The sequence below is a fragment of the Streptococcus sp. 3874 genome, assembly GCF_013276425.1.
In the GTDB taxonomy this organism is placed as follows: domain Bacteria; phylum Bacillota; class Bacilli; order Lactobacillales; family Streptococcaceae; genus Streptococcus; species Streptococcus pseudopneumoniae.
This window is the reverse complement of the sequence record NZ_VMLA01000028.1, coordinates 4971-27298: the sequence shown is the minus strand read 5'-3', so window position 1 is coordinate 27298 and position 22328 is coordinate 4971. Positions and strand designations below refer to the sequence as shown.

Annotated in this window: 22 protein-coding genes; 21 read left to right on the top strand and 1 reads right to left on the bottom strand. The window is 41.0% G+C overall.

Annotation, left to right across the window (positions count from 1 at the left end; genetic code table 11):
• Positions 1-59: 59 nt before the first annotated feature.
• The gene (locus tag HT703_RS03430; RefSeq protein WP_050207694.1) at positions 60-2177 is read right to left on the bottom strand and encodes an LTA synthase family protein; all 2118 of its coding nucleotides are present in this window, start codon (positions 2175-2177) and stop codon (positions 60-62) included.
• 149 nt (positions 2178-2326) lie between these two features.
• Between HT703_RS03430 and HT703_RS03425 the strand changes: the two genes are divergently transcribed.
• The 21 genes from HT703_RS03425 (at position 2327) to thrB (ending at position 22247) form a co-directional block, all read left to right on the top strand.
• Positions 2327-3490: a class I SAM-dependent rRNA methyltransferase gene (locus tag HT703_RS03425; RefSeq protein WP_031233545.1), complete on the top strand. Its 1164-nt coding sequence runs from the start codon at positions 2327-2329 to the stop codon at positions 3488-3490.
• Complete coding sequence (aroD, locus tag HT703_RS03420; RefSeq protein ID WP_000767767.1) at positions 3487-4164, top strand: type I 3-dehydroquinate dehydratase; 678 nt, start codon at positions 3487-3489, stop codon at positions 4162-4164. The genes HT703_RS03425 and aroD overlap by 4 nt, the downstream gene beginning before the upstream one ends.
• Complete coding sequence (locus tag HT703_RS03415; protein ID WP_023932792.1) at positions 4154-5008, top strand: shikimate dehydrogenase; 855 nt, start codon at positions 4154-4156, stop codon at positions 5006-5008. The genes aroD and HT703_RS03415 overlap by 11 nt, the downstream gene beginning before the upstream one ends.
• An 18-nt stretch (positions 5009-5026) precedes the next feature.
• Entirely contained in the window at positions 5027-6094 is a 1068-nt protein-coding gene (gene aroB, locus HT703_RS03410) for a 3-dehydroquinate synthase (RefSeq protein ID WP_000702126.1), read from the top strand.
• Positions 6095-6103: 9 nt separating this feature from the next.
• On the top strand, positions 6104-7270 hold the full coding sequence (aroC, locus tag HT703_RS03405; protein ID WP_001269877.1) for a chorismate synthase: 1167 nt from the start codon (positions 6104-6106) through the stop codon (positions 7268-7270).
• A 9-nt stretch (positions 7271-7279) separates the two neighbouring features.
• The gene (locus HT703_RS03400; protein WP_001140489.1) at positions 7280-8383 is read left to right on the top strand and encodes a prephenate dehydrogenase; all 1104 of its coding nucleotides are present in this window, start codon (positions 7280-7282) and stop codon (positions 8381-8383) included.
• Between the two features lie 10 nt (positions 8384-8393).
• Positions 8394-8543: a hypothetical protein gene (locus HT703_RS03395; RefSeq protein ID WP_001124152.1), complete on the top strand. Its 150-nt coding sequence runs from the start codon at positions 8394-8396 to the stop codon at positions 8541-8543.
• 156 nt (positions 8544-8699) lie between these two features.
• Complete coding sequence (locus HT703_RS03390; RefSeq protein ID WP_000421417.1) at positions 8700-8987, top strand: hypothetical protein; 288 nt, start codon at positions 8700-8702, stop codon at positions 8985-8987.
• 53 nt (positions 8988-9040) lie between these two features.
• Complete coding sequence (locus HT703_RS03385; protein ID WP_000065969.1) at positions 9041-9379, top strand: YlbF/YmcA family competence regulator; 339 nt, start codon at positions 9041-9043, stop codon at positions 9377-9379.
• Positions 9380-9469: 90 nt separating this feature from the next.
• A complete protein-coding gene (gene aroA / locus HT703_RS03380; RefSeq protein WP_000769893.1) occupies positions 9470-10753 on the top strand; it encodes a 3-phosphoshikimate 1-carboxyvinyltransferase in 1284 nt (427 codons plus the stop codon).
• The gene (locus tag HT703_RS03375) at positions 10746-11222 is read left to right on the top strand and encodes a shikimate kinase (protein ID WP_001151365.1); all 477 of its coding nucleotides are present in this window, start codon (positions 10746-10748) and stop codon (positions 11220-11222) included. The genes aroA and HT703_RS03375 overlap by 8 nt, the downstream gene beginning before the upstream one ends.
• Entirely contained in the window at positions 11219-12067 is an 849-nt protein-coding gene (pheA, locus tag HT703_RS03370; protein WP_000686437.1) for a prephenate dehydratase, read from the top strand. Before HT703_RS03375 ends, pheA begins: the two co-directional genes overlap by 4 nt.
• Positions 12064-13338 carry a polyisoprenyl-teichoic acid--peptidoglycan teichoic acid transferase Psr gene (gene psr / locus HT703_RS03365; RefSeq protein ID WP_000032344.1) on the top strand — a complete coding sequence of 425 codons (1275 nt, stop codon included), beginning with the start codon at positions 12064-12066 and terminating at the stop codon, positions 13336-13338. The genes pheA and psr overlap by 4 nt, the downstream gene beginning before the upstream one ends.
• Positions 13339-13559: 221 nt before the next feature.
• Complete coding sequence (locus HT703_RS03360; protein ID WP_023932760.1) at positions 13560-14405, top strand: phosphorylcholine transferase LicD; 846 nt, start codon at positions 13560-13562, stop codon at positions 14403-14405.
• On the top strand, positions 14395-15498 hold the full coding sequence (locus tag HT703_RS03355; protein WP_171039248.1) for a glycosyltransferase: 1104 nt from the start codon (positions 14395-14397) through the stop codon (positions 15496-15498). The genes HT703_RS03360 and HT703_RS03355 overlap by 11 nt, the downstream gene beginning before the upstream one ends.
• Position 15499: 1 nt before the next feature.
• The gene (locus HT703_RS03350) at positions 15500-16486 is read left to right on the top strand and encodes a glycosyltransferase family 2 protein (protein ID WP_050207661.1); all 987 of its coding nucleotides are present in this window, start codon (positions 15500-15502) and stop codon (positions 16484-16486) included.
• Positions 16487-16501: 15 nt separating this feature from the next.
• Positions 16502-17971: an O-antigen polysaccharide polymerase Wzy family protein gene (locus HT703_RS03345; RefSeq protein ID WP_050207662.1), complete on the top strand. Its 1470-nt coding sequence runs from the start codon at positions 16502-16504 to the stop codon at positions 17969-17971.
• Positions 17964-18998: a hypothetical protein gene (locus HT703_RS03340; RefSeq protein ID WP_000461506.1), complete on the top strand. Its 1035-nt coding sequence runs from the start codon at positions 17964-17966 to the stop codon at positions 18996-18998. Before HT703_RS03345 ends, HT703_RS03340 begins: the two co-directional genes overlap by 8 nt.
• A 201-nt stretch (positions 18999-19199) precedes the next feature.
• Positions 19200-19937, top strand: coding sequence for an adaptor protein MecA (gene mecA, locus HT703_RS03335; RefSeq protein WP_000782675.1), 738 nt, complete (start codon positions 19200-19202; stop codon positions 19935-19937).
• A gap of 152 nt (positions 19938-20089) precedes the next feature.
• Positions 20090-21376 (top strand): homoserine dehydrogenase, encoded by a 1287-nt coding sequence (locus HT703_RS03330; protein WP_023936093.1) that lies wholly within the window; start codon positions 20090-20092, stop codon positions 21374-21376.
• Between the two features lies 1 nt (position 21377).
• The gene (thrB, locus tag HT703_RS03325; protein WP_050207664.1) at positions 21378-22247 is read left to right on the top strand and encodes a homoserine kinase; all 870 of its coding nucleotides are present in this window, start codon (positions 21378-21380) and stop codon (positions 22245-22247) included.
• The last annotated feature ends 81 nt before the right edge of the window (positions 22248-22328 follow it).

Here is a 22328-nt window from a genome sequence, read left to right as displayed (position 1 = left end):
TTTGCTCTTTGATTTTTGTTGATAAAAAGAAATGCTCCTCCAAGACGGAAGAGCATTTTTTATTGTGATTTTGATTCGGTTTCAGCCGACTCTGGGTGGAGTTCTTGGTAACTTGGTGCCTTGAAAAGGTCAGTACTAGTTTTGCCTTGTCGTTGGCTAAAGAGGCTGGTTGACTGACTTCCTTTTTCTTGCTCAATCTTTTGCAGAATGGGCAAGGAATTGAGGTAAGAAATACTTTCTGTATCAACTTTTCCAAGATGATCTGCTTGGTAGAAACGGATCAAATCGCCAGTTTGAATCTGGTCGCTGATTTTCAGCTGTTGACTAGCTGCTTGACGAACAATTTCTAGTTCAGTCTGAGTTTGTTCATCAAGATTGCTGATTTCAAGACCACTTTCAGTGTAGTAGGTTCGTCCGTCGTAGCTGGTATATTTGGGTGTGACGAAGGAATTGGCAGTTCGAAAGGCAACGATTTCTTGATGGTCTGGAGACAGAAGGTCTTGCCCAACTTGAAGGAAGGAACTGGACTCAATACCAAGGAGGTGTTCGAGAGTCGGTAAGATATCGATTTGTCCACCGTAGGTATTGATGATTTGTCCTTTTTCATAGCCAGGCATGACCACCATAAAAGGCACTCGTTGCAACATGGCATTGTCGTAATTCGACCAGTTCTCAGAAGTCTTGCTAATCAAGGGTGCCAGGTCAGGATTGCGGGAGTTGGAAATACCATAATGGTCTCCGTAAATGACGATGATGGATTTTTCATAGAGGCCACTTTCTTTGAGATAGTCAAAGAAGGCTTTAATGGCACTGTCCAGATAGTTGGCTGTTTGGAAGTAGCCATTGATTGTTTCATCTTTGGTTTTAGCCAGTGGGAAACCAAGCTCATCGCCAGTCAGATTGCTAGCATAGGGATAGTGATTGGACACCGTGATATACTTGGCATAAAAAGGCTGCTGCAAATGCTCCAGATACTGAATAGAATCTTTCATCATGATTTTATCATTTAAACCATATTGGAAAGAATTGCTACTGTCTTGCTTGGTGAAGTAGGATGCATCAAAGAAGTATTGATAGCCCCATTGTTTGTAGGTCGTATTTCGGTTCCAGAAGGTCCCAATATTGCCGTGAAAGACAGCACTGGATTGGTAGCCATTTTTTGATAGGATAAAAGGCGCAGCTTGCTGGGTATTGGTACCTCCATAGTTGACCATAAAGGAACCTTGGTCAAGTCCAAACAAACCAGTCTCCAGCATGGTTTCTGCATCTGAGGTCTTACCAGCCTTGACTTGGTTAAAGATATTCGAAAAGGCTAGGGTTGATTGCGAATGGTAGAGGGAGTTGAGGAAGGGAGTGACTTCATGCTCAGTTCCATCTATGTTGAGTTTATAGTCCAGCAGGAACTGTTGGAAACTCTCCAAGTGGAGATAAATCACATTTTTCCCTTTGGCTAAGCCGAAATAGTCTGGATTAGGTTTAGCCGAATGTTCTTGAATATAATCTGTAATAGGTTGCAGGTCGGTCTCAGAGGCCTTGGCACGTTCCTTGTTGGCACTGTATGATTGGTTGGCACTATAGCCTAAAAAGGCGGGTAAACTAAGGGCGCGAACAACATAATAATTCGAAAATCCTCGCGATAGGAGATCGGGACGCTCAATTTCAGCCAAGAAAAGGTTAGCTGAAAAGAGCAGGGCAGAGAGAGCAGTGATGGCAACACTGGAGCGGAATTTGAAAGGTCTCCTATCCAGCTGGATGAATTTTTTATAGAAAAGGAAAGCCAGCAGTGGGAAATCCATAAAATAGATGAAATCCCAAAAGCGCAGTAACTCTAATTCTGCAGTACCAACAGACACCTTGCTGACCACCTTCATGGTATTAGCCGTGATAAAGTCACTAAATTCTCGATAGTAAAAGACGTTGGAATAAAGCCAAATGAATAACAGGCTATAAATAGCTATACTCAGACCATAAAAGATTTTGGTTGACCGAGCATAGAGGGCTAGAGCTAGCAGGAGTAATCCCAAGGGAAGGGGATTGAAAAAGGCGATAAAGGCAAGGTAATTTCCCTGCAACTTGCCCACTTGAATATCTAAATTAAAGTCAACGGCATAGGCTAATAAGGTTTTGAGCCAATAGAGGATTAAAAGGGTTAGGACAAAACCCAGTCTGGTACCCATGGCTTTTTGGATTTTGTTAAAATTAATTCTCACACATTTACTTCCTAAATTTTTATTAGTATTAGTATACCATTTTTTAAAAGAAGAGTAAAAAAGCAAGGGTAGTTTCTTTTTTGAGAATTGGCTAAAAGTTTGATATAATGGTAGTTATGAATAGAATAAGAGTTAGCAAAAGGGTTGAAAAGAAGCTTGCTAAGGGGCTAGTTTTACTAGAAGCCAGTGATCTTGAGAATGTCAATCTTAAGGATCAGGAAGTAGAAGTGCAGGGTCAAGAAGGAACCTTTCTTGGGACTGCCTACCTTTCTCAGCAAAACAAGGGCTTGGGCTGGTTTGTTAGTAAGGACAAGGTGGCCTTCAATCAAGCTTTCTTTGAAATGCTGTTTAGACAAGCCAAAGAAAAGAGAAGCGCCTACTATCAAGATGATTTGACAACTGCCTTTCGTCTCTTCAACCAAGAGGGAGATGGCTTTGGGGGTCTGACAGTGGACCTTTATGGCGACTATGCTGTCTTTTCTTGGTATAACTCTTATGTTTATCAGATTCGTCAGACCATCTCAGAAGCCTTTAGACAGGTTTTTCCTGAGGTTTTAGGGGCCTATGAGAAGATCCGCTTTAAGGGTTTGGACTATGAATCTACCCATGTTTATGGTCAAGAAGCACCTGACTTTTTCACTGTTTTGGAAAATGGTGTCTTGTATCAAGTCTTTATGAATGATGGCTTGATGACAGGGATTTTCCTAGACCAGCACGAGGTTCGTGGTAGCTTGGTGGATGGATTGGCTATGGGTAAATCCTTGCTCAATATGTTTTCTTATACAGCAGCTTTTTCAGTAGCTGCGGCCATGGGAGGAGCAAACCAGACAACTTCGGTTGATTTAGCCAAACGTTCACGAGAATTGTCTCAAGCGCATTTTCAGGCAAATGGAATCAGCACAGACGACCATCGTTTTGTGGTCATGGATGTCTTTGAATATTTCAAGTATGCCAAACGAAAAGGCTTGACCTACGATGTGATTGTCCTAGATCCGCCTAGCTTTGCTCGGAACAAAAAACAAACCTTCTCTGTGGCCAAGGATTATCACAAGTTGATTTCCCAGAGTCTTGAGATTTTAAATCCTGGAGGGATTATCATTGCCAGTACCAATGCTGCCAATGTTTCCCGTCAGAAATTTACAGAACAAATTGATAAAGGCTTTGCAGGAAGAAGTTACCAGATTTTAAATAAATACGGTCTTCCAGCAGACTTCGCCTATAATAAAAAAGATGAAAGTAGTAATTACCTCAAGGTGATTAGTATGAAGGTTAGTAAATGAAATTAATCGTTTCAGTAATGCCAAGAAGTTTAGAGGAGGCCCAGGCTCTGGATGCCACGAGGTACCTGGATGCCGACATCATTGAATGGCGTGCCGACTATCTGCCTAAAGAAGCGATTTTGCAGGTGGCTCCAGCTATTTTTGAAAAATTCGCAGGTCGTGAGTTGGTTTTCACGCTACGAACTCGCTCTGAAGGGGGAGAAATTGACCTTTCTTCAGAAGAATATATCCATTTAATCAAGGAAGTGGTGCAACTCTATCAACCAGACTATATTGATTTTGAGTACTATAGCTACAAGGATGTTTTTGAGGAAATGCTGGACTTCCCAAATCTCGTTTTGAGTTACCACAATTTCCAAGAAACACCTGAAAATATGATGGAAATCTTGTCAGAGTTGACGAGCCTAAATCCAAAACTTGTCAAGGTTGCGGTGATGGCTCATACGGAGCAGGATGTGCTAGACTTGATGAACTATACACGGGGCTTTAAAACTCTCAATCCTGAGCAGGAATATGTAACTATTTCTATGGGTAAGGTGGGCAAGGTTTCTCGTATCACTGCGGATGTGACTGGTTCGAGTTGGTCTTTTGCCAGTCTGGATGAGGCTAGTGCCCCTGGTCAGATTTCTCTAGCTAGCATGAAAAAAATCAGGGAGATTTTGGATGAAGCTTGATGGCTATACACGTTTAGCTGCAGTTGTTGCCAATCCTATTAAACATTCTATTTCTCCCTTCATCCACAATAGGGCCTTTGAGGCGACAGCTACCAATGGTGTTTATGTTGCTTGGGAGATTGAAGCGGGTGATTTGGCAGAAACAGTAGCCAATATTTGTCGCTACCAGATGTTTGGCATCAATCTGTCCATGCCCTATAAGGAGCAGGTGATTCCTTATTTGGACGGGCTGAGCGATGAGGTGCGCTTGATTGGTGCGGTCAATACGGTTGTCAATGAGAATGGGAATTTGATTGGATATAATACAGATGGCAAGGGATTCTTTAAGAGTTTGCCTTCTTTTACAATTACAGGTAAGAAGATGACCCTGCTGGGTGCAGGTGGTGCGGCCAAGTCCATTATAGCGCAAGCCATTTTGGATGGTGTCAGTCAGATTTCGGTCTTTGTTCGTTCCGTTTCTATGGAAAAAACAAGACCTCACCTAGACAAGTTACAGGAGCAGACAGGCTTTAAAGTGGACTTGTATGCTTTAGAAGATGTTTCGGAACTGCAAGCAAGGATTGCCGATTCGGGCTTACTGGTCAATGCGACTAGTGTGGGCATGGATGGTCAATCATCCCCAGTTCCAGAAAACATCAATCTGACAGAGACTCTCTTGGTCGCAGATATCATTTACCAACCCTTTGAAACGCCATTTTTGAAATGGGCTAGAAGTCAGGGCAATCCAGCAGTCAATGGTCTGGGAATGTTGCTCTATCAAGCTGCAGAAGCTTTTCAACTGTGGACAGGCAAGGAAATGCCGACAGAAGAGATTTGGCAGTCTTTAACAGAAAAATACCAATAAAGAAAGGGAGACTCTCCTATGAAAATCAGAATCGATATTCCTCATCATCCTTATGATATTCAGATTGAAAAAGGTTGTCTGGCTCAGGCTGGTCAATGGTTGCGAGAACTATGGCAACCACAAAAAGTGCTCATCGTAACAGACAACCATGTAGCTTCTCTTTATGCTGAGAAGGTCAAACTCAGCCTAGAAGATGCTGGTTTTCAGGTAGCTGTTTTTGACTTTTTAGAAGGGGAAGAAAGAAAGAATTTAACTACTGTTCAGAAAGTATATGAATTTCTAGTTAAGCAGGGGTTGACTCGTAGCGATGGAATCGTGGCTCTCGGCGGTGGTGTCGTTGGGGACCTGGCTGGTTTTGTAGCCTCTACCTATATGCGGGGTATTCACTTTGTTCAGATTCCGACCAGTTTAACTGCCCAGGTGGATTCGTCTATCGGTGGAAAGACAGGCGTTAACACTCCATTTGCTAAGAATATGGTGGGTACCTTTGCCCAACCAGATGGGGTTCTGATTGACCCGCTTGTCCTTGAAACGCTTGGAAAAAGAGAGTTGATTGAAGGGATGGGGGAGGTCATCAAGTATGGCTTGATTGAGGATCCAGAACTGTGGGCTCTTTTGACGGAGCTGGATGGTTCTGTTGAGAGCATTCTGGAACATGCAGAGACCTTGATTGAACATTCTTGTCAGGTCAAGCGCAAGATGGTAGTTGAGGATGAGTTGGACAATGGTGTTCGCCTTTACCTCAATTTTGGCCACACCATTGGTCATGCCATTGAAGCGACGGCTGGGTATGGGAAAGTCATGCATGGTGAAGCTGTTGCCATGGGAATGGTGCAGATTTCCAAGGTGGCTGAGGAAAAAGGCCTTATGCCAGAAGGAATAACTCAGTCCATTACAGCTATGTGTCAGAAATTTGGCTTGCCTGTTGACTATGAAAACTGGGATGTTGACAAGCTTTATCAGGCTTTGACTCATGACAAGAAAGCGCGTGGCAACATCTTGAAATTGGTCTTGGTGCCAGAGCTTGGTTCAGCGACCATTCACCCAGTTTCTCTGGAAGAGATGAAAGACTACTTGGTAAAATAAGGAGAGTGTATGAGATATTTAACTGCAGGAGAATCACACGGCCCCCGTCTGACAGCTATCATTGAGGGAATTCCAGCTGGGCTTCCTTTGACAGCTGAGGATATCAATGGCGACCTTAAACGCCGTCAGGGTGGCTACGGCCGCGGTGGTCGTATGAAAATTGAGAGCGACCAAGTTATCTTTACTTCGGGCGTTCGCCACGGGAAGACGACAGGGGCGCCTATTACCATGGATGTCGTCAATAAGGACCACCAGAAATGGCTGGACATCATGTCTGCAGAGGACATTGAAGACCGCCTTAAAAGCAAACGAAAAATCACCCATCCTCGTCCAGGTCACGCCGACTTGGTTGGGGGCATCAAGTACCGTTTTGATGATTTAAGAAATTCTTTGGAGCGTTCATCAGCTCGTGAAACCACCATGCGGGTAGCAGTGGGGGCAGTGGCCAAACGCCTCTTGGCTGAGCTGGGTATGGAGATTGCTAATCATGTCGTGGTTTTTGGTGGCAAGGAAATCGATGTTCCTGAGAATCTCACAGTTGCTGAGATTAAGAAACGAGCTGCCCAGTCTGACGTTTCTATTGTCAACCAAGAACGGGAACAGGAAATCAAGGATTACATTGACCAAATCAAACGTGACGGTGATACCATCGGTGGGGTTGTGGAGACAGTCGTTGGAGGTGTTCCAGTTGGTCTTGGTTCCTATGTCCAATGGGACAGAAAATTGGATGCAAGATTGGCCCAAGCAATTGTTTCTATCAATGCTTTTAAAGGGGTGGAATTTGGTCTTGGATTTGAAGCTGGTTATCGTAAAGGCAGCCAAGTCATGGATGAAATTCTCTGGTCTAAAGAAGACGGTTATACCCGCCGTACCAATAATCTAGGTGGCTTTGAAGGTGGTATGACTAATGGGCAACCCATCGTTGTTCGCGGCGTGATGAAGCCCATCCCTACTCTCTACAAACCACTTATGAGTGTGGATATCGAAACCCATGAACCCTACAAGGCAACAGTCGAAAGAAGTGATCCGACCGCTCTTCCAGCAGCAGGAGTGGTTATGGAAGCCGTTGTGGCAACGGTTCTGGCACAAGAAATCCTTGAAAAATTCTCATCAGACAATCTAGAGGAATTAAAAGAAGCGGTAGCCCAACACCGAGATTATACAAAGAACTATTAAGGAGTTCCTATGGCAAAAACAATCTATATCGCAGGTCTTGGTTTGATTGGAGCCTCTATGGCACTTGGTATCAAACGCGATCATCCAGATTATGAAATTTTAGGGTATAATCGCAGTCAAGCTTCGAGAGATATTGCCTTGAAAGAAGGCATGATTGACCGAGCAACGGATGATTTTGCCAGTTTTGCTCCTCTGGCTGATGTCATCATTTTGACCTTGCCAATCAAGCAGACCATTGCTTTTATACAGGAGTTGGCAGGTTTGAACTTGAAAGAAGGGGTCATTATTTCAGATGCTGGTTCGACCAAGTCAGCCATTGTGGATGCGGCGGAGCAGTATTTGGCTGGCAAGTCTGTTCGCTTTGTCGGGGCCCATCCCATGGCTGGTAGTCACAAGACAGGGGCAGCTTCTGCGGATGTCAATCTTTTTGAAAACGCCTATTATATCTTCACACCTTCGAGGCTGACAAGTCAGGACACGCTTAAGGAAATGAAGGATCTGCTTTCAGGTCTTCATGCTCGTTTTATCGAGATTGATGCCCAGGAGCATGATTGTGTGACTTCTCAGATTAGCCATTTCCCTCATATTCTGGCTTCTAGTCTCATGGAGCAGACTGCGGTCTATGCTCAAGAACATGAGATGGTAAGGCGCTTTGCGGCCGGTGGTTTTCGAGATATGACCCGAATTGCGGAAAGCGAGCCGGGTATGTGGACCTCTATTCTCTTGTCCAATCGTGAGACTATTCTAGACCGAATTGAGGATTTTAAGGAACGTTTGGAAGCGATTGGTCAGGCCATTAGTAAGGGGGATGAAGAGCAAATTTGGAATTTTTTTAACCAAGCGCGTGAACAACGCCAGACCATGGAAATCCATAAGCGTGGTGGTGTGGATAGCTCTTACGACCTCTATGTTGACGTTCCTGATGAAGAAGATGTCATCCTGCGGATTTTGGAACTGCTACGTGGAACTTCCTTGGTTAACATCCACATCAACGAGGAAAATCGTGAAGATATTCACGGAATCCTACAAATTTCATTTAAAAATGCTCAAGACTTGGAAAGAGCCGAGCATCTCATAACAGAAAATACCGACCACACAGTCGTCATCAAATAAGGAGAAAAATATGCCTAAAATAGAGCTTAAATTCATATTTGGTGTTATCTTTATTTCTTTTATCTTACTTAGAGCTTACGCTGTTAAAAAAGATGTGAAAACTACTTCAGAAGCCAGTGTTGAGACAAAAAATGAACCATCCAACAAGGAAATAAGTTAAGAGAAAACCAATTCAAAGTATGTAGACGATAGAATTATTAATGAGTTTATCAATAGCTATAATCAAAATTCTAATAGCCCATTAGAAAATATCAAAAAAGGAAATATAAAAATAAAATATAAAAGTAAATATTTCGCATCAAGCTACGGATACTACTTGGAGCTTTTACATGCAAATGATACTGATAAAATCAATGTAACAATAAATCAGACAAATGAAAATAGTGAATCTGGTGTTGCAGGAATGAAAGAAGTATTTCATGATATTGTTAAATCGATTGAATCATCCTTATCTGATGATGAGATAGAGAACTATTTTGATAATCTTATGTCAAATGAAATAAAAACAGGTTCTAATTTAGGAACTTTGAAGATAGAGTATATACCAGATAAGGAATTAAGCAATGGACATTCAAGAGGTCATATAAAAGTGATTGCACAATAATAAAGACCACAGAGTGACTAGTAATTTAAAAAGAAATGAATAAGGAGAAAATCATGTCAAATATTTACGATAGTGCAAACGAACTCAGTCGCGGTCTACGCGAATTACCAGAATACAAGGCTGTTAAAGCAGCTAAAGATGCGATTGCAGCAGATGCTGAGGCAAGTAAAATCTTTACAGAATATGTTGCCTTCCAAGAAGAAATTCAAAGACTAGCCCAGACAGGGCAAATGCCAGACGCATCCTTCCAAGCGAAAATGGAAGGCTTTGGTAAACAGATTCAAGGGAACAGCCTCTTGTCAGAATTCTTTACCAAGCAACAACAATTGGCCATTTACCTTTCTGACATTGAAAAAATTGTTTTCGAACCAGTTTCAGAATTGCTAAAATAAGAAAAGAACTATCCTAAAGTCAGAATTTTTAAGGAATTTCTGGCTTTTTATGATAAAATAGGTAAAAGTATTGCAAGTATGAGGTCCAGTATGAAACTAAAAACAAACATTCGCCACTTACATGGCAGTATCCGCGTTCCAGGTGACAAGTCTATCAGCCACCGTTCCATTATCTTTGGAAGTTTGGCTGAGGGTGAGACCAAGGTTTATGATATTCTGCGAGGTGAAGACGTTCTTTCGACCATGCAGGTTTTTCGTGACCTTGGTGTTGAAATTGAGGACAAAGATGGGGTTATTACCATTCAAGGTGTGGGTATGGAAGGCTTAAAAGCTCCGCAAAATGCCCTTGATATGGGAAATTCTGGTACCTCGATTCGCCTGATTTCAGGTGTCCTTGCAGGTGCAGATTTTGAAGTAGAAATGTTTGGAGACGACAGTCTTTCCAAACGTCCTATGGATCGTGTGACGATTCCTCTGAAAAAAATGGGCGTTAGCATTTCGGGACAAACTGAGCGAGACCTGCCTCCTCTTCACTTAAAAGGGACGAAAACCCTAAGACCTATTCAGTATGAGTTGCCAATTGCCTCTGCCCAAGTCAAGTCAGCCTTGATCTTTGCGGCCTTGCAGGCTCAGGGGGAGTCAGTGATTATCGAAAAAGAGTGCACCCGTAATCATACTGAAGATATGTTGCAACAATTTGGTGGCCATTTAAGTGTGGAGGGCAAGAAAATCACAGTCCAAGGGCCACAAAAATTGACAGGACAGAAGGTGGTCGTACCAGGAGATATTTCCAGTGCAGCCTTTTGGTTAGTCGCAGGTTTGATTGTTCCAAACTCTCGTCTAGTGCTGCAGAATGTGGGTATCAACGAAACGCGCACCGGTATTATTGATGTCATTCGCGCCATGGGTGGAAAATTGGAAATGACTGAAATTGACCCAGTCGCTAAATCTGCTACCTTGACTGTTGAGTCTTCAGACTTGAAAGGAACAGAGATTGGCGGTGCCTTGATTCCACGTTTGATTGATGAATTGCCCATTATCGCTCTACTTGCGACCCAAGCCCAAGGTGTAACAGTTATCAAGGATGCTGAGGAACTTAAGGTCAAGGAAACAGACCGCATTCAGGTGGTGGCAGACGCCCTGAATAGTATGGGAGCAGATATCACACCTACAGCAGATGGAATGATTATCAAAGGAAAATCCGCTCTTTACGGTGCTAGAGTCAATACGTTTGGAGACCACCGAATTGGCATGATGACAGCCATCGCAGCTCTCTTGGTTGCAGATGGAGAAGTGGAACTTGATCGGGCAGAAGCCATCAATACCAGCTATCCTAGCTTCTTTGATGATTTGGAGAACTTGACTCATGGCTAAGGTGTTACTAGGCTTTATGGGTGCTGGCAAATCGACTATTGCAAGAGGTTTAGACCCAGACTACCTTGATATGGATGCTCTGATAGAGAAGCGTTTAGGTATGTCCATTGCGGAATTTTTCGCGGAAAAGGGCGAAGCGGCCTTTCGTCAGGTAGAGTCAGAAGTCCTAGCTAATTTACTACAAACAGACCAAGTCGTGTCAACTGGAGGAGGAGTGGTTATTTCTCAGAGAAATCGTGACTTACTCAAGACTAATACAGATAACATCTACCTGAAAGCAGATTTTGAAACCCTCTACCAACGTATCGCAGCTGATAAGGATAATCAGCGCCCGCTTTTTCTAAATAATAGCAAGGAAGAACTTGCAGCTATTTTCCAAGAAAGACAGGTTTGGTATGAGGAAGTGGCTAGTCGGATTTTGGATGTGACCAAGCTAAGTCCGGAGGAAATTATAGAGGAACTAAGATGAAAATTGCTTATCTAGGTCCCAAGGGATCATTTTCACACCATGTTGTGCAGACAGCTTTTCCTAATGAGGAATTGCAGGCTTTTGCCAACATTACAGATGTCATCAAGGCTTATGAGCAAGGATTAGTGGACTATTCTGTGGTGCCAGTTGAAAACTCTATTGAGGGTAGTGTTCATGAAACCTTGGACTATCTTTTTCATCAGGCTCACATCCAAGCAGTAGCAGAAATCGTTCAGCCTATTCATCAGCAGTTGATGGTGGTTCCAGGCCATACTAAGATTGAAAAGATTTTTTCACATCCACAGGCCTTGGCTCAAGGAAAGAAATTCATCGATGAACAATATCCAGAGGCTCAAATCGAGGTAACAGCTAGTACAGCTTATGCGGCCCGTTTTATTTCCGAACATCCAGACCAGCCCTTTGCAGCAGTTGCACCTAGAAGTTCTGCTGAAGAATATGGATTGGAACTGATTGCCGAGGATATTCAGGAAATGGAAGCCAATTTCACACGTTTCTGGGTTCTAGGAGCTGAAAAGCCTTCTATTCCCTTGCAAGCACAAACTGAAAAGATGAGTTTGGCCTTGACATTACCTGACAACCTTCCAGGTGCACTTTATAAGGCCCTGTCGACCTTTGCTTGGCGAGGAATTGACTTGACAAAAATTGAAAGTCGTCCACTCAAGACAGCACTGGGTGAATACTTTTTCATTATCGATGTGGATTATACCGATAAGGACTTGGTCCACTTTGCCCAAAAAGAATTAGAAGCGATTGGAATCCAGTATAAAATTCTGGGTGCCTATCCTATTTATCCAATATCAGACCATGGAAAGGAGAGAAGATGAGTAAAGAAAATCCCTTAAGTCATCATGAGCAGTTGCGTTATGATTATTTGCTAAAAAATATTCATTATCTCAATGAGAGAGAAAAAAATGAGTTTGCCTATTTGCAAGAAAAGCTAACTCTTGCTAGGGGAAATAGTAGCTCTAGCTTGGAACAAGAAAGAGAAGAGCAGGTTGACTTACCAAGCTATGCGAACCGGAGTCGCTCACAATCCAAATCACAAGCACTCTCTTTCCCTCCAAAAAAGAAAAGACGGAAGCTCCGTCTTAAACGAATTTTTATGGTGATTTTTTCACTTTTGGTCTGTGTGGCTTTGGCCATGGTATTCATGTTTTTGCGTGGTTACCAAGATGCTAGCGCAAAGAAAACTGCTGATGCTAAGGCAGCACAGGTTCAAGTCTTTAATGGTCAGGACACTAGAGATGGAGTTAATATTTTGATCATGGGGACAGACGGTCGAATCGGTCAAAATAGTGTTGAGACACGAACTGACTCTATTATGGTATTAAATGTCGGGGGCTCAGATAAGAAAATGAAGCTAGTCAGTTTCATGCGTGATAATTTGGTCTATATAGATGGTTATAGTCAAGTGATTAATGGTAGAAAACAGACAGATAACAAGTTAAACGTAGCCTACGAGTTAGGAGAACAAGAGGGGCAAAAAGGGGCAGAAATGGTTCGCCAAGTCTTGAAAGATAATTTTGACTTGGACATTAAGTACTACGCCTTGGTTGATTTCCAGGCCTTTGCCACAGCGATTGACACGCTTTTCCCTGATGGGGTGACGATTGATGCTCAATTTTCAACATTGAATGGGCGTCCCCTAACAGAAGCTACAGTCGGAGATGATTTATATGCTACCGAGACTGAGTCTCCAACCCAAACCATTAAAGTCGGAAAACAGCAGATGAATGGCTCGACCCTGCTCAATTATGCTCGTTTCCGTGATGATGATGAGGCGGATTACGGCCGTACAAAAAGACAGCAACAAGTTTTAACAGCAATTTTAGAGCAAATTAAAGATCCCACTAAACTTTTCACTGGTTCTGAAGCTCTTGGAAAGGTTTTTGCTATGACCTCAACCAACGTACCCTATACTTTCCTCCTAACAAACGGTTTATCTGTTTTGGATGGAGCAAAAAATGGTATTGAAAAATTGACGATTCCAGAACTGGGTGACTGGGTAGATGCCTATGATGTTTATGGAGGCTTGGGCTTGCTGGTTGATCAAAACAAATATCAAACCAAGCTCGCTCAAATGGGCTTGAGATAAGATAATACTCAATGAAAATTAAAGTGCAAACTAGGAAGCTAGCCNNATACCTACGGCAAGGTGAAGCTGACGTGGTTTGAAGAGATTTTCGAAGAGTATAAGACAGAAAAATCAAAGTTTGATAGCTATTTGGATAGCAGTCAGGCTTTGATTTTTTACAGTCTGCAATAGATTTTCACCCCTTGTTTGTGGTATAATGAAACGATACGATAGAAAGAATAATGAACAATATGACTGATTTAAAAGCAATTCAGGCTCGTAGTCTGGAGATGGCTGAATATTTTGTGGCCTTTTGTAAAGAACATGATTTGCTCTGTTATCTCTGTGGCGGAGGCGCTATTGGTACCCTTCGAAACAAGGGATTTATTCCTTGGGACGACGACCTAGACTTTTTTATGCCTCGTAAAGATTATGAGAAATTAGCAGAATTATGGCCTCGTTATGCAGATGAACGTTATTTCTTGTCAAAGAGTTACAAGGATTTTGTTGATCGTAATCTTTTTATTACCATTCGTGACAAGGAAACCACCTGTATCAAGCCTTATCAGCAGGATTTGGATTTGCCACATGGTCTGGCCTTGGATGTTTTGCCTTTGGATTATTATCCGAAAGATCCAGCTGAGCGGAAAAAACAGGTTCGTTGGGCCTTGATTTATTCACTCTTTTGTGCGCAAACTATTCCAGAAAAGCATGGTGCTCTCATGAAATGGGGAAGTCGCATTTTACTGGGTTTGACTCCAAAATCTCTCCGTTATCGCATCTGGAAAAAAGCTGAGAAAGAAATGACTAAGTATGATTTGGCTGAGAGCGATGGAATCACGGAACTATGCTCAGGTCCTGGCTACATGAGAAATAAGTACCTAATCGAATCTTTTGAAGATAATCTTTTCTTGCCATTTGAAGGAACAGAGATGCCTATTCCAGTTGGCTATGATGCTTATCTCAGCACTGCTTTTGGAGATTATATGACGCCTCCGCCAGCAGACAAGCAAGTACCGCATCATGATGCTGTCATCGCTGATATGGATAAGTCTTATACAGAATACAAGGGAGAATATGGTGGCTAAGAAAAAAATCTTATTTTTTATGTGGTCTTTTTCTCTCGGGGGTGGAGCAGAGAAGATTCTGTCGACAATTGTTTCAAATCTGGATCCAGAAAAGTATGATATTGATATTCTTGAAATGGAGCACTTTGACAAGGGATACGAATCTGTTCCCAAGCATGTAGGCATTTTAAAATCCCTTCAAGATTATCGCCAAGCTAGATGGTTACGAGCTTTTTTGTGGAGAATGAGAATTTATTTTCCAAGGCTGACTCGTCGCTTGCTTGTAAAAGATGACTATGATGTTGAAGTTTCTTTTACCATTATGAATCCACCACTGTTGTTTTCTAAAAGAAAAGAAGTCAAGAAAATCTCTTGGATTCATGGAAGTATCGAAGAACTTCTTAAGGATAGCTCTAAAAGAGAATCACATAGAAGCCAGTTGGATGCTGCGAATACCATTGTAGGAATTTCAAAAAAGACCAGCAATTCTATCAAGGAAGTCTATCCAGATTATGCTTCTAAATTACAGACAGTCTACAATGGATATGATTTTAAGACTATTTTAGAAAAATCTCAAGAGAAGATCGATATCGAGATTGCTCCTCAAAGTATCTGTACCATCGGACGGATTGAGGAAAATAAGGGTTCTGACCGTGTGGTGGAAGTGATACGGTTATTGCACCAAGAGGGGAAAAACTATCATCTCTATTTTATCGGGGCTGGTGATATGGAAGAGGAACTGAAAAAACGAGTTAAAGAGTATGAGCTTGAAGACTATGTGCATTTCCTTGGTTATCAAAAAAATCCATACCAGTATTTGTCTCAGATGAAGATCCTCTTGTCTATGTCTAAACAAGAAGGTTTTCCTGGTGTTTATGTGGAATCCTTGAGCCTTGGAATCCCTTTTGTCTCTACGGATGTCGGAGGGGCTGAGGAATTATCCCAAGAAGGACGATTTGGACAAATCATTGAGAGCAATCAAGAGGCAGCTAAGGCAATTACGAACTACATGACCTCTACCTCAAACTTCGATGTCAATGAGGCTAGCCAATTCATTCAACAATTTACAATTGCCAAACAAATCGAACAAGTAGAAAAACTATTAGAGGAGTAGCATGGAAACTGCATTAATTAGTGTCATTGTGCCAGTCTATAATGTGGCGCAGTACCTAGAAAAATCGATAGCTTCCATTCAGAAGCAGACTTATCAAAATCTGGAAATCATTCTTGTTGATGATGGAGCAACGGATGAAAGTGGTCGCTTGTGTGATTCAATCGCTGAACTAGATGATAGGGTGTCAGTGCTTCATAAAAAGAATGAAGGTTTGTCACAAGCACGAAATGATGGAATGAAGCAGGCTCACGGAGATTATCTGATTTTTATTGACTCAGATGATTATATCCATCCAGAAATGATTCAGAGCTTATATGAGCAATTAATTCAAGAAGATGCGGATGTTTCAAGCTGTGGTGTCATGAATGTCTATGCTAATGATGAAAGTCCACAGTCAGCCAATCAGGATGATTATTTTGTCTGTGATTCCCAAACATTTCTGAGGGAATACCTCATAGGTGAAAAAATACCTGGAACAATCTGCAATAAGCTAATCAAGAGAGAGATTGCAACTGCCCTATCCTTTCCAAAGGGATTGATTTATGAAGATGCTTATTATCATTTTGATTTAATCAAGTTGGCTAAAAAGTACGTTGTTAATACCAAACCCTATTATTACTATTTCCATAGAGGGGATAGTATTACAACTAAACCCTATGCAGAGAAGGATTTAGCCTATATTGATATCTACCAAAAGTTTTACAATGAAGTTGTGAAAAACTATTCTGACTTGAAAGAGGTTGCTTTTTTCAGATTGGCCTATGCTAACTTCTTTATTCTGGATAAGATGTTGCTAGATGATCAGTATAAACAGTTTGAAGCCTATTCTCAGATTCATCGTTTTTTAAAAGGCCATGCCCTTGCTATTTCTAGGAATCCAATTTTCCGTAAGGGGAGAAGAATTAGTGCTTTGGCTCTATTCATAAATATTTCCTTATATCGATTCTTATTACTAAAAAATATTGAAAAATCTAAAAAATTACATTAGAACGGGGGTGAGCAAGTGATTGATGGAAAACGATTGTTATTTAGTTTGACCATAGTCAGCTATGCTTTGACGCTAGTAAGTGGAATTGTATATCTGTTTAATAATAACAATGTTAGCTTGCTTTCTACTTTATTGTTCTTACTGGTTAGTAGCTTAATTGCCTGCTGGAATAACATCAAGTATTACTTAATCCATTTTATTTTCTATTTAACCATTTTTGTATTTCTGGTATCAAGACCGACCATTGATTATTTTAGGGATGGTGCTTTGGATACCTATCATCCAATAGCCTATCGTTTTGCCTTTATAGTTGTCATGGTTTCGATTCTGGGCTTGACCATAGGAGGCATTCTGGCTCGTTACTTCATAGCTAGGAAGAAAATAAAAGTAGCAAATATAGGAAATTCTCTAAAAGAGGTTTATATCAAGCGGTTACGCTTTGTATCACTAGGAGTTTTTCTTCTAACCTATCCTTTCTATTTCATTCGGTTATTCGAACGGCTCCTGTATCGCTTGCAGACTTCCTACTATGCCTACTATGCAAACTTTGAAAGTAAACTGCCCTATTTTACCTATATCTTATCAACATTTACGGTCTATGCAATGTGTATGTATTTGGCAACCAAGCCAAAGAAATTGCAGGCAACAGCAGTGCTTGTCTCCTTTATTGCAGCTAATACTATTCATTTGGCAATTGGGACACGAAATCCCTTTATTTTAAGTATTTTATTTGCTTTTGTTTATTACTTTATGCGAGAGCAAACTGAAAAAGGAAAATGGATTGGGTTTAAAGAAAAGTTAGCGATTTTTGTAGGTTCTCCTATTCTCATGTTAGCAATGGGAGTGCTCAATTATGTACGGGATAATGTCCAGGTTTCCCATACAGGTTTCTGGGATATCTTGCTTGACTTTATCTATAAACAAGGAACCAGTTTTGGCGTTCTGGCTCGAGGTTTTCTATTTAACAGTAGCCTCCCTTACCGAGATTTCCGTAATTTTACATTTGGTCCTGTCCTTGATTATTTTGCAAGGGGAAGCTTGGGGGCTATTTTCGGAGGAAAAGCCTTTGAACATACAACCAATAGTGTGGAGCTAGCTATTGATAGTAATAGTTATGCCCACAATTTGTCCTATCTTGTTTTGAACAAGGAATATTTAAAAGGACATGGTATCGGAAGTAGTTATATCATGGAGTTGTATACAGACTATGGTATGATAGGAGTCTTTCTACTTAGTCTCTTACTCGGTATGCTATTTATAGCCATGCTGCAAGTAGCCTATCGTTCAAGAACAATCCTATTTGCCTTGTCTTTACTCATCTTGAATAATCTATTCTTTATGCCTAGAAGTAGCTTTTCAGAAAGTTTCTTCAATTTATTTACAATGCAATTCTGGGGAATTGTTCTTGTGATTATATTTGTAGCAAAAATGCTTACAAAAGAGAACCAGTATCTACTAAACAAAGGAGAAAAAAATCATGTTTGAACATTATTCAGTAGCTGATTTATTTGCAAATCTTTACAAAAAACGAAAAGCAAATATTTTAGCTCTCATCGCTTTATTTGCTCTCATTGCTGTACCATTTACAATTAAAGCAGTTAGGAATAAAAACACTGTCAAAGATACAACAAGTTATTCAACTTATCTTAGCTATAAAATCACTCCTCCAGAAGACTCAGCTAAAACAATTTTGAATCATCAAATTGGTGGTTATAGTGATTTTTATGGGAAATTGATTGATGGGAATTTGAATGGAGCTTATCTTTTCAATGATGTAGAACCCAGTGAGTTGAAAAAAATTGCCAGTGAATTAGACACGACAGAAACAACCTTGAAAAATTCAACGAATGATTATTGGTGGAAAAAATTGACCGTCTACTATATGATTGACGATGCAGGGGTTGGTGTGAAAATTTTGACATCAAGTAAAGATGCTAATGATTTGTTAGAGCGAAAAATTGATGGATTGATTGAGAAATTTAAACACACTTTTGCAAATGTAAAAATTGAAAAATTGGAAACCATCAACTCTAAAGAATTGAATGCAAATGGTGAGACAGCACTTGGATTGAATGTGAAAAACTTGATTCTCCGTTTAGCTGTTATTGGAGTAGTTTGTGTGATTTTGGTTGTGATGGGGAATGTATTGATTTATCTCTTTAATCCAACAATCAATAGAGCAGGTGATTTTTCTCAGTATCAAATTGATTTTGTAACAGAGATTACAACAATTGCTAACCTAGCAGATGTCTTGTCATACAAAAATGCTGGACAAGAATTAACAATCGTTAGCTCAAATAAAGCTATCCTAGATAAATTGAAACAGAGTCAAGAGGCTTTAAAAGGAATGCATTTTGTAGATTTACAGGATGTATCATCTCTTTTGGAAAGAGATACAGTCCTTCTTGTTGAAGAGTACGGAGTGACTCGTTATAAGAAATTTGAACAAAGTCTTCAAATTCTTAGAAACTTAAATCGTTCTATCCTCGGTGTAGCAACCTTTAAACTATAAGCTTTCTGATGTATTAGGTCTTCAAAGTCGAACAAGAAGTTTGATTTTGAAGGCTTTTTCTATCTGTCTGCAGAAATTTTCTCTTGGAGTCTCCTATAGAAAGACCCTAGGGAAAATCTATCCGTATAGAGGAGCCTTCTTTTGATAAAATCGTAAAAATCTAGTATAATAGATAGAACTGAAAGTATGAGGTTACTAGCAATGAAAATGAAACAAATTAGTGATACAACTTTGAAAATCACGATGTCTTTAGAGGATTTGATGGATCGTGGCATGGAGATTGCTGACTTTCTTGTCCCTCAAGAAAAAACAGAAGAGTTTTTTTATGCTATCTTGGATGAGTTAGAGATGCCTGATAGCTTTCTAGATACAGGTATGTTGAGCTTCCGTGTGACTCCAAAACCTGATAAGGTTGATGTCTTTGTAACCAAATCAAAGATTGACCAAAATCTAGATTTTGAAGATTTATCGGATTTACCAGATATGGAAGAATTGGCTCAAATGTCGCCAGATGAGTTTATTAAAACCTTAGAAAAGAGCATCGCAGACAAAACTAAGGATGATATCGAAGCGATTCAATCTTTAGAGCAAGTCGAAGCCAAGGAAGAAGAGCAGGAGCAGGCTGAACAAGAAGCTGAGAGTAAGAAAGAACCTTACATCTACTACATCCTTTCTTTTGCTAAGTTGGCTGACTTGGTGGCTTTTGCTAAGACAGTGACTTTTGAGATGGAAACTTCTGAACTCTACAAGATGAATGAGCGCTATTATTTGACCATTTTAGTGGATATTGAAAATCATCCAAGTCCATATCCAGCTTGGCTGTTGGCCCGTATGCGCGAGTTTGCGGACGATAGTGACATCAGTCGTTCAGTCTTGCAGGAGTATGGCCAAGTCTTGATGAATCACGATGCAGTGACCAATCTGCAAAAGATTGGATAATCACTTCTGGAAAATTATTTCTAGATTTTAGGAAGAGCGAATCATCAGATTCGTTTTTTTCTTTTCTAGACTGAAATAGTGATTTACTATGATAGGAATTTTCACAAAATTCTGTTATAATGGCTATATTAGAAAATTTCGAGGAGATAAAGATGACAGTTAAAATTGCTTTACTAGGATTTGGTACCGTTGCAAGTGGTGTGCCTTTCCTCCTAAAGGAAAATGGAGAAAAAATCAATCAATCAGCACATTCAGAGATTGAAGTTGCTAAGGTATTGGTCAAGGATGAAGATGAAAAGAATCGCTTACTTGCAGCAGGGAATGACTTTAACTTTGTAACCAATGTGGATGATATTTTATCAGATCAAGACATTACAATCGTAGTGGAATTGATGGGGCGTATCGAACCTGCTAAAACCTTTATCACTCGTGCCTTGGAAGCTGGAAAACACGTTGTTACTGCTAACAAGGACCTTTTGGCTGTCCATGGCGCAGAATTGCTAGAAATCGCTCAAGCTAACAAGGTAGCACTTTACTACGAAGCAGCAGTTGCTGGTGGGATTCCAATTCTTCGTACTTTAGCAAATTCCTTGGCTTCTGATAAAATTACGCGCGTGCTTGGAGTAGTCAACGGAACTTCCAACTTCATGGTGACCAAGATGGTGGAAGAAGGCTGGTCTTACGATGATGCTCTTGCGGAAGCACAACGTCTAGGATTTGCAGAAAGCGATCCGACGAATGACGTAGATGGGATTGATGCAGCCTACAAGATGGTTATTTTGAGCCAATTTGCCTTTGGCATGAAGATTGCCTTTGATGATGTAGCCCACAAGGGAATCCGCAATATCACACCAGAAGACGTAGCTGTAGCTCAAGAGCTTGGTTACGTAGTGAAATTGGTTGGTTCTATTGAGGAAACTTCTTCAGGTATTGCTGCAGAAGTGACTCCAACCTTCCTACCTAAAGCGCACCCACTTGCTAGTGTGAATGGCGTAATGAACGCTGTCTTTGTAGAATCTATCGGTATTGGTGAGTCTATGTACTACGGACCAGGTGCGGGTCAAAAACCAACTGCAACAAGTGTTGTAGCTGATATTGTCCGTATCGTTCGTCGTTTGAATGATGGTACTATTGGCAAAGACTTCAACGAATATAGCCGTGACTTGGTCTTGGCAAATCCTGAAGATGTCAAAGCAAACTACTATTTCTCAATCTTGGCTCCAGACTCAAAAGGTCAGGTCTTGAAGTTGGCTGAAATCTTCAATGCTCAAGATATTTCCTTTAAGCAAATCCTTCAAGATGGCAAAGAGGGTGACAAGGCGCGTGTCGTTATCATCACACACAAGATTAATAAAGCCCAGCTTGAAAATGTCTCAGCTGAATTGAAGAAGGTTTCAGAATTCGACCTCTTGAATACCTTCAAGGTGCTAGGAGAATAAGATGAAGATTATTGTACCTGCAACCAGTGCCAATATCGGGCCAGGTTTTGACTCGGTCGGTGTAGCTGTAACCAAGTATCTTCAAATTGAGGTCTGCGAAGAAGGAGATGAGTGGTTGATTGAACACCAGATTGGCAAATGGATTCCACATGATGAGCGTAATCTCTTGCTCAAAATCGCTTTGCAAATTGTACCAGATTTGAAACCTAGACGCTTGAAAATGACCAGTGATGTTCCCTTGGCGCGTGGTTTGGGTTCTTCCAGCTCAGTTATTGTGGCTGGGATTGAACTAGCCAACCAATTGGGGCAACTCGACTTGTCTGATCATGAAAAATTGCAGTTAGCGACCAAGATTGAAGGACACCCTGATAATGTGGCTCCAGCCATTTATGGTAATCTCGTTATTGCAAGTTCTGTTGAAGGGCAAGTCTCTGCTATCGTAGCAGACTTTCCAGAGTGTGATTTTCTAGCTTACATTCCAAACTATGAATTACGTACTCGCGACAGCCGTAGTGTCTTGCCTAAAAAATTGTCTTATAAGGAAGCTGTTGCTGCAAGTTCTATCGCCAATGTAGCGGTTGCTGCCTTGTTGGCAGGAGACATGGTGACCGCTGGGCAAGCAATCGAGGGAGACCTCTTCCATGAGCGCTATCGTCAGGACTTGGTAAGAGAATTTGCGATGATTAAGCAAGTGACCAAAGAAAATGGGGCCTATGCAACCTACCTTTCTGGTGCTGGGCCGACAGTTATGGTTCTGGCTTCTCATGACAAGATGCCAAGGATTAAGGCAGAATTGGAAAAGCAACCTTTCAAAGGAAAACTGCATGACTTGAGAGTTGATACCCAAGGTGTCCGTGTAGAAGCAAAATAAAGAATAGAAGATAGGATGGGGAAACTCTTGACCAGAGGGTTTCATATCCTTTTTGTGAAAAGAAGTTTATACTCAATGAAA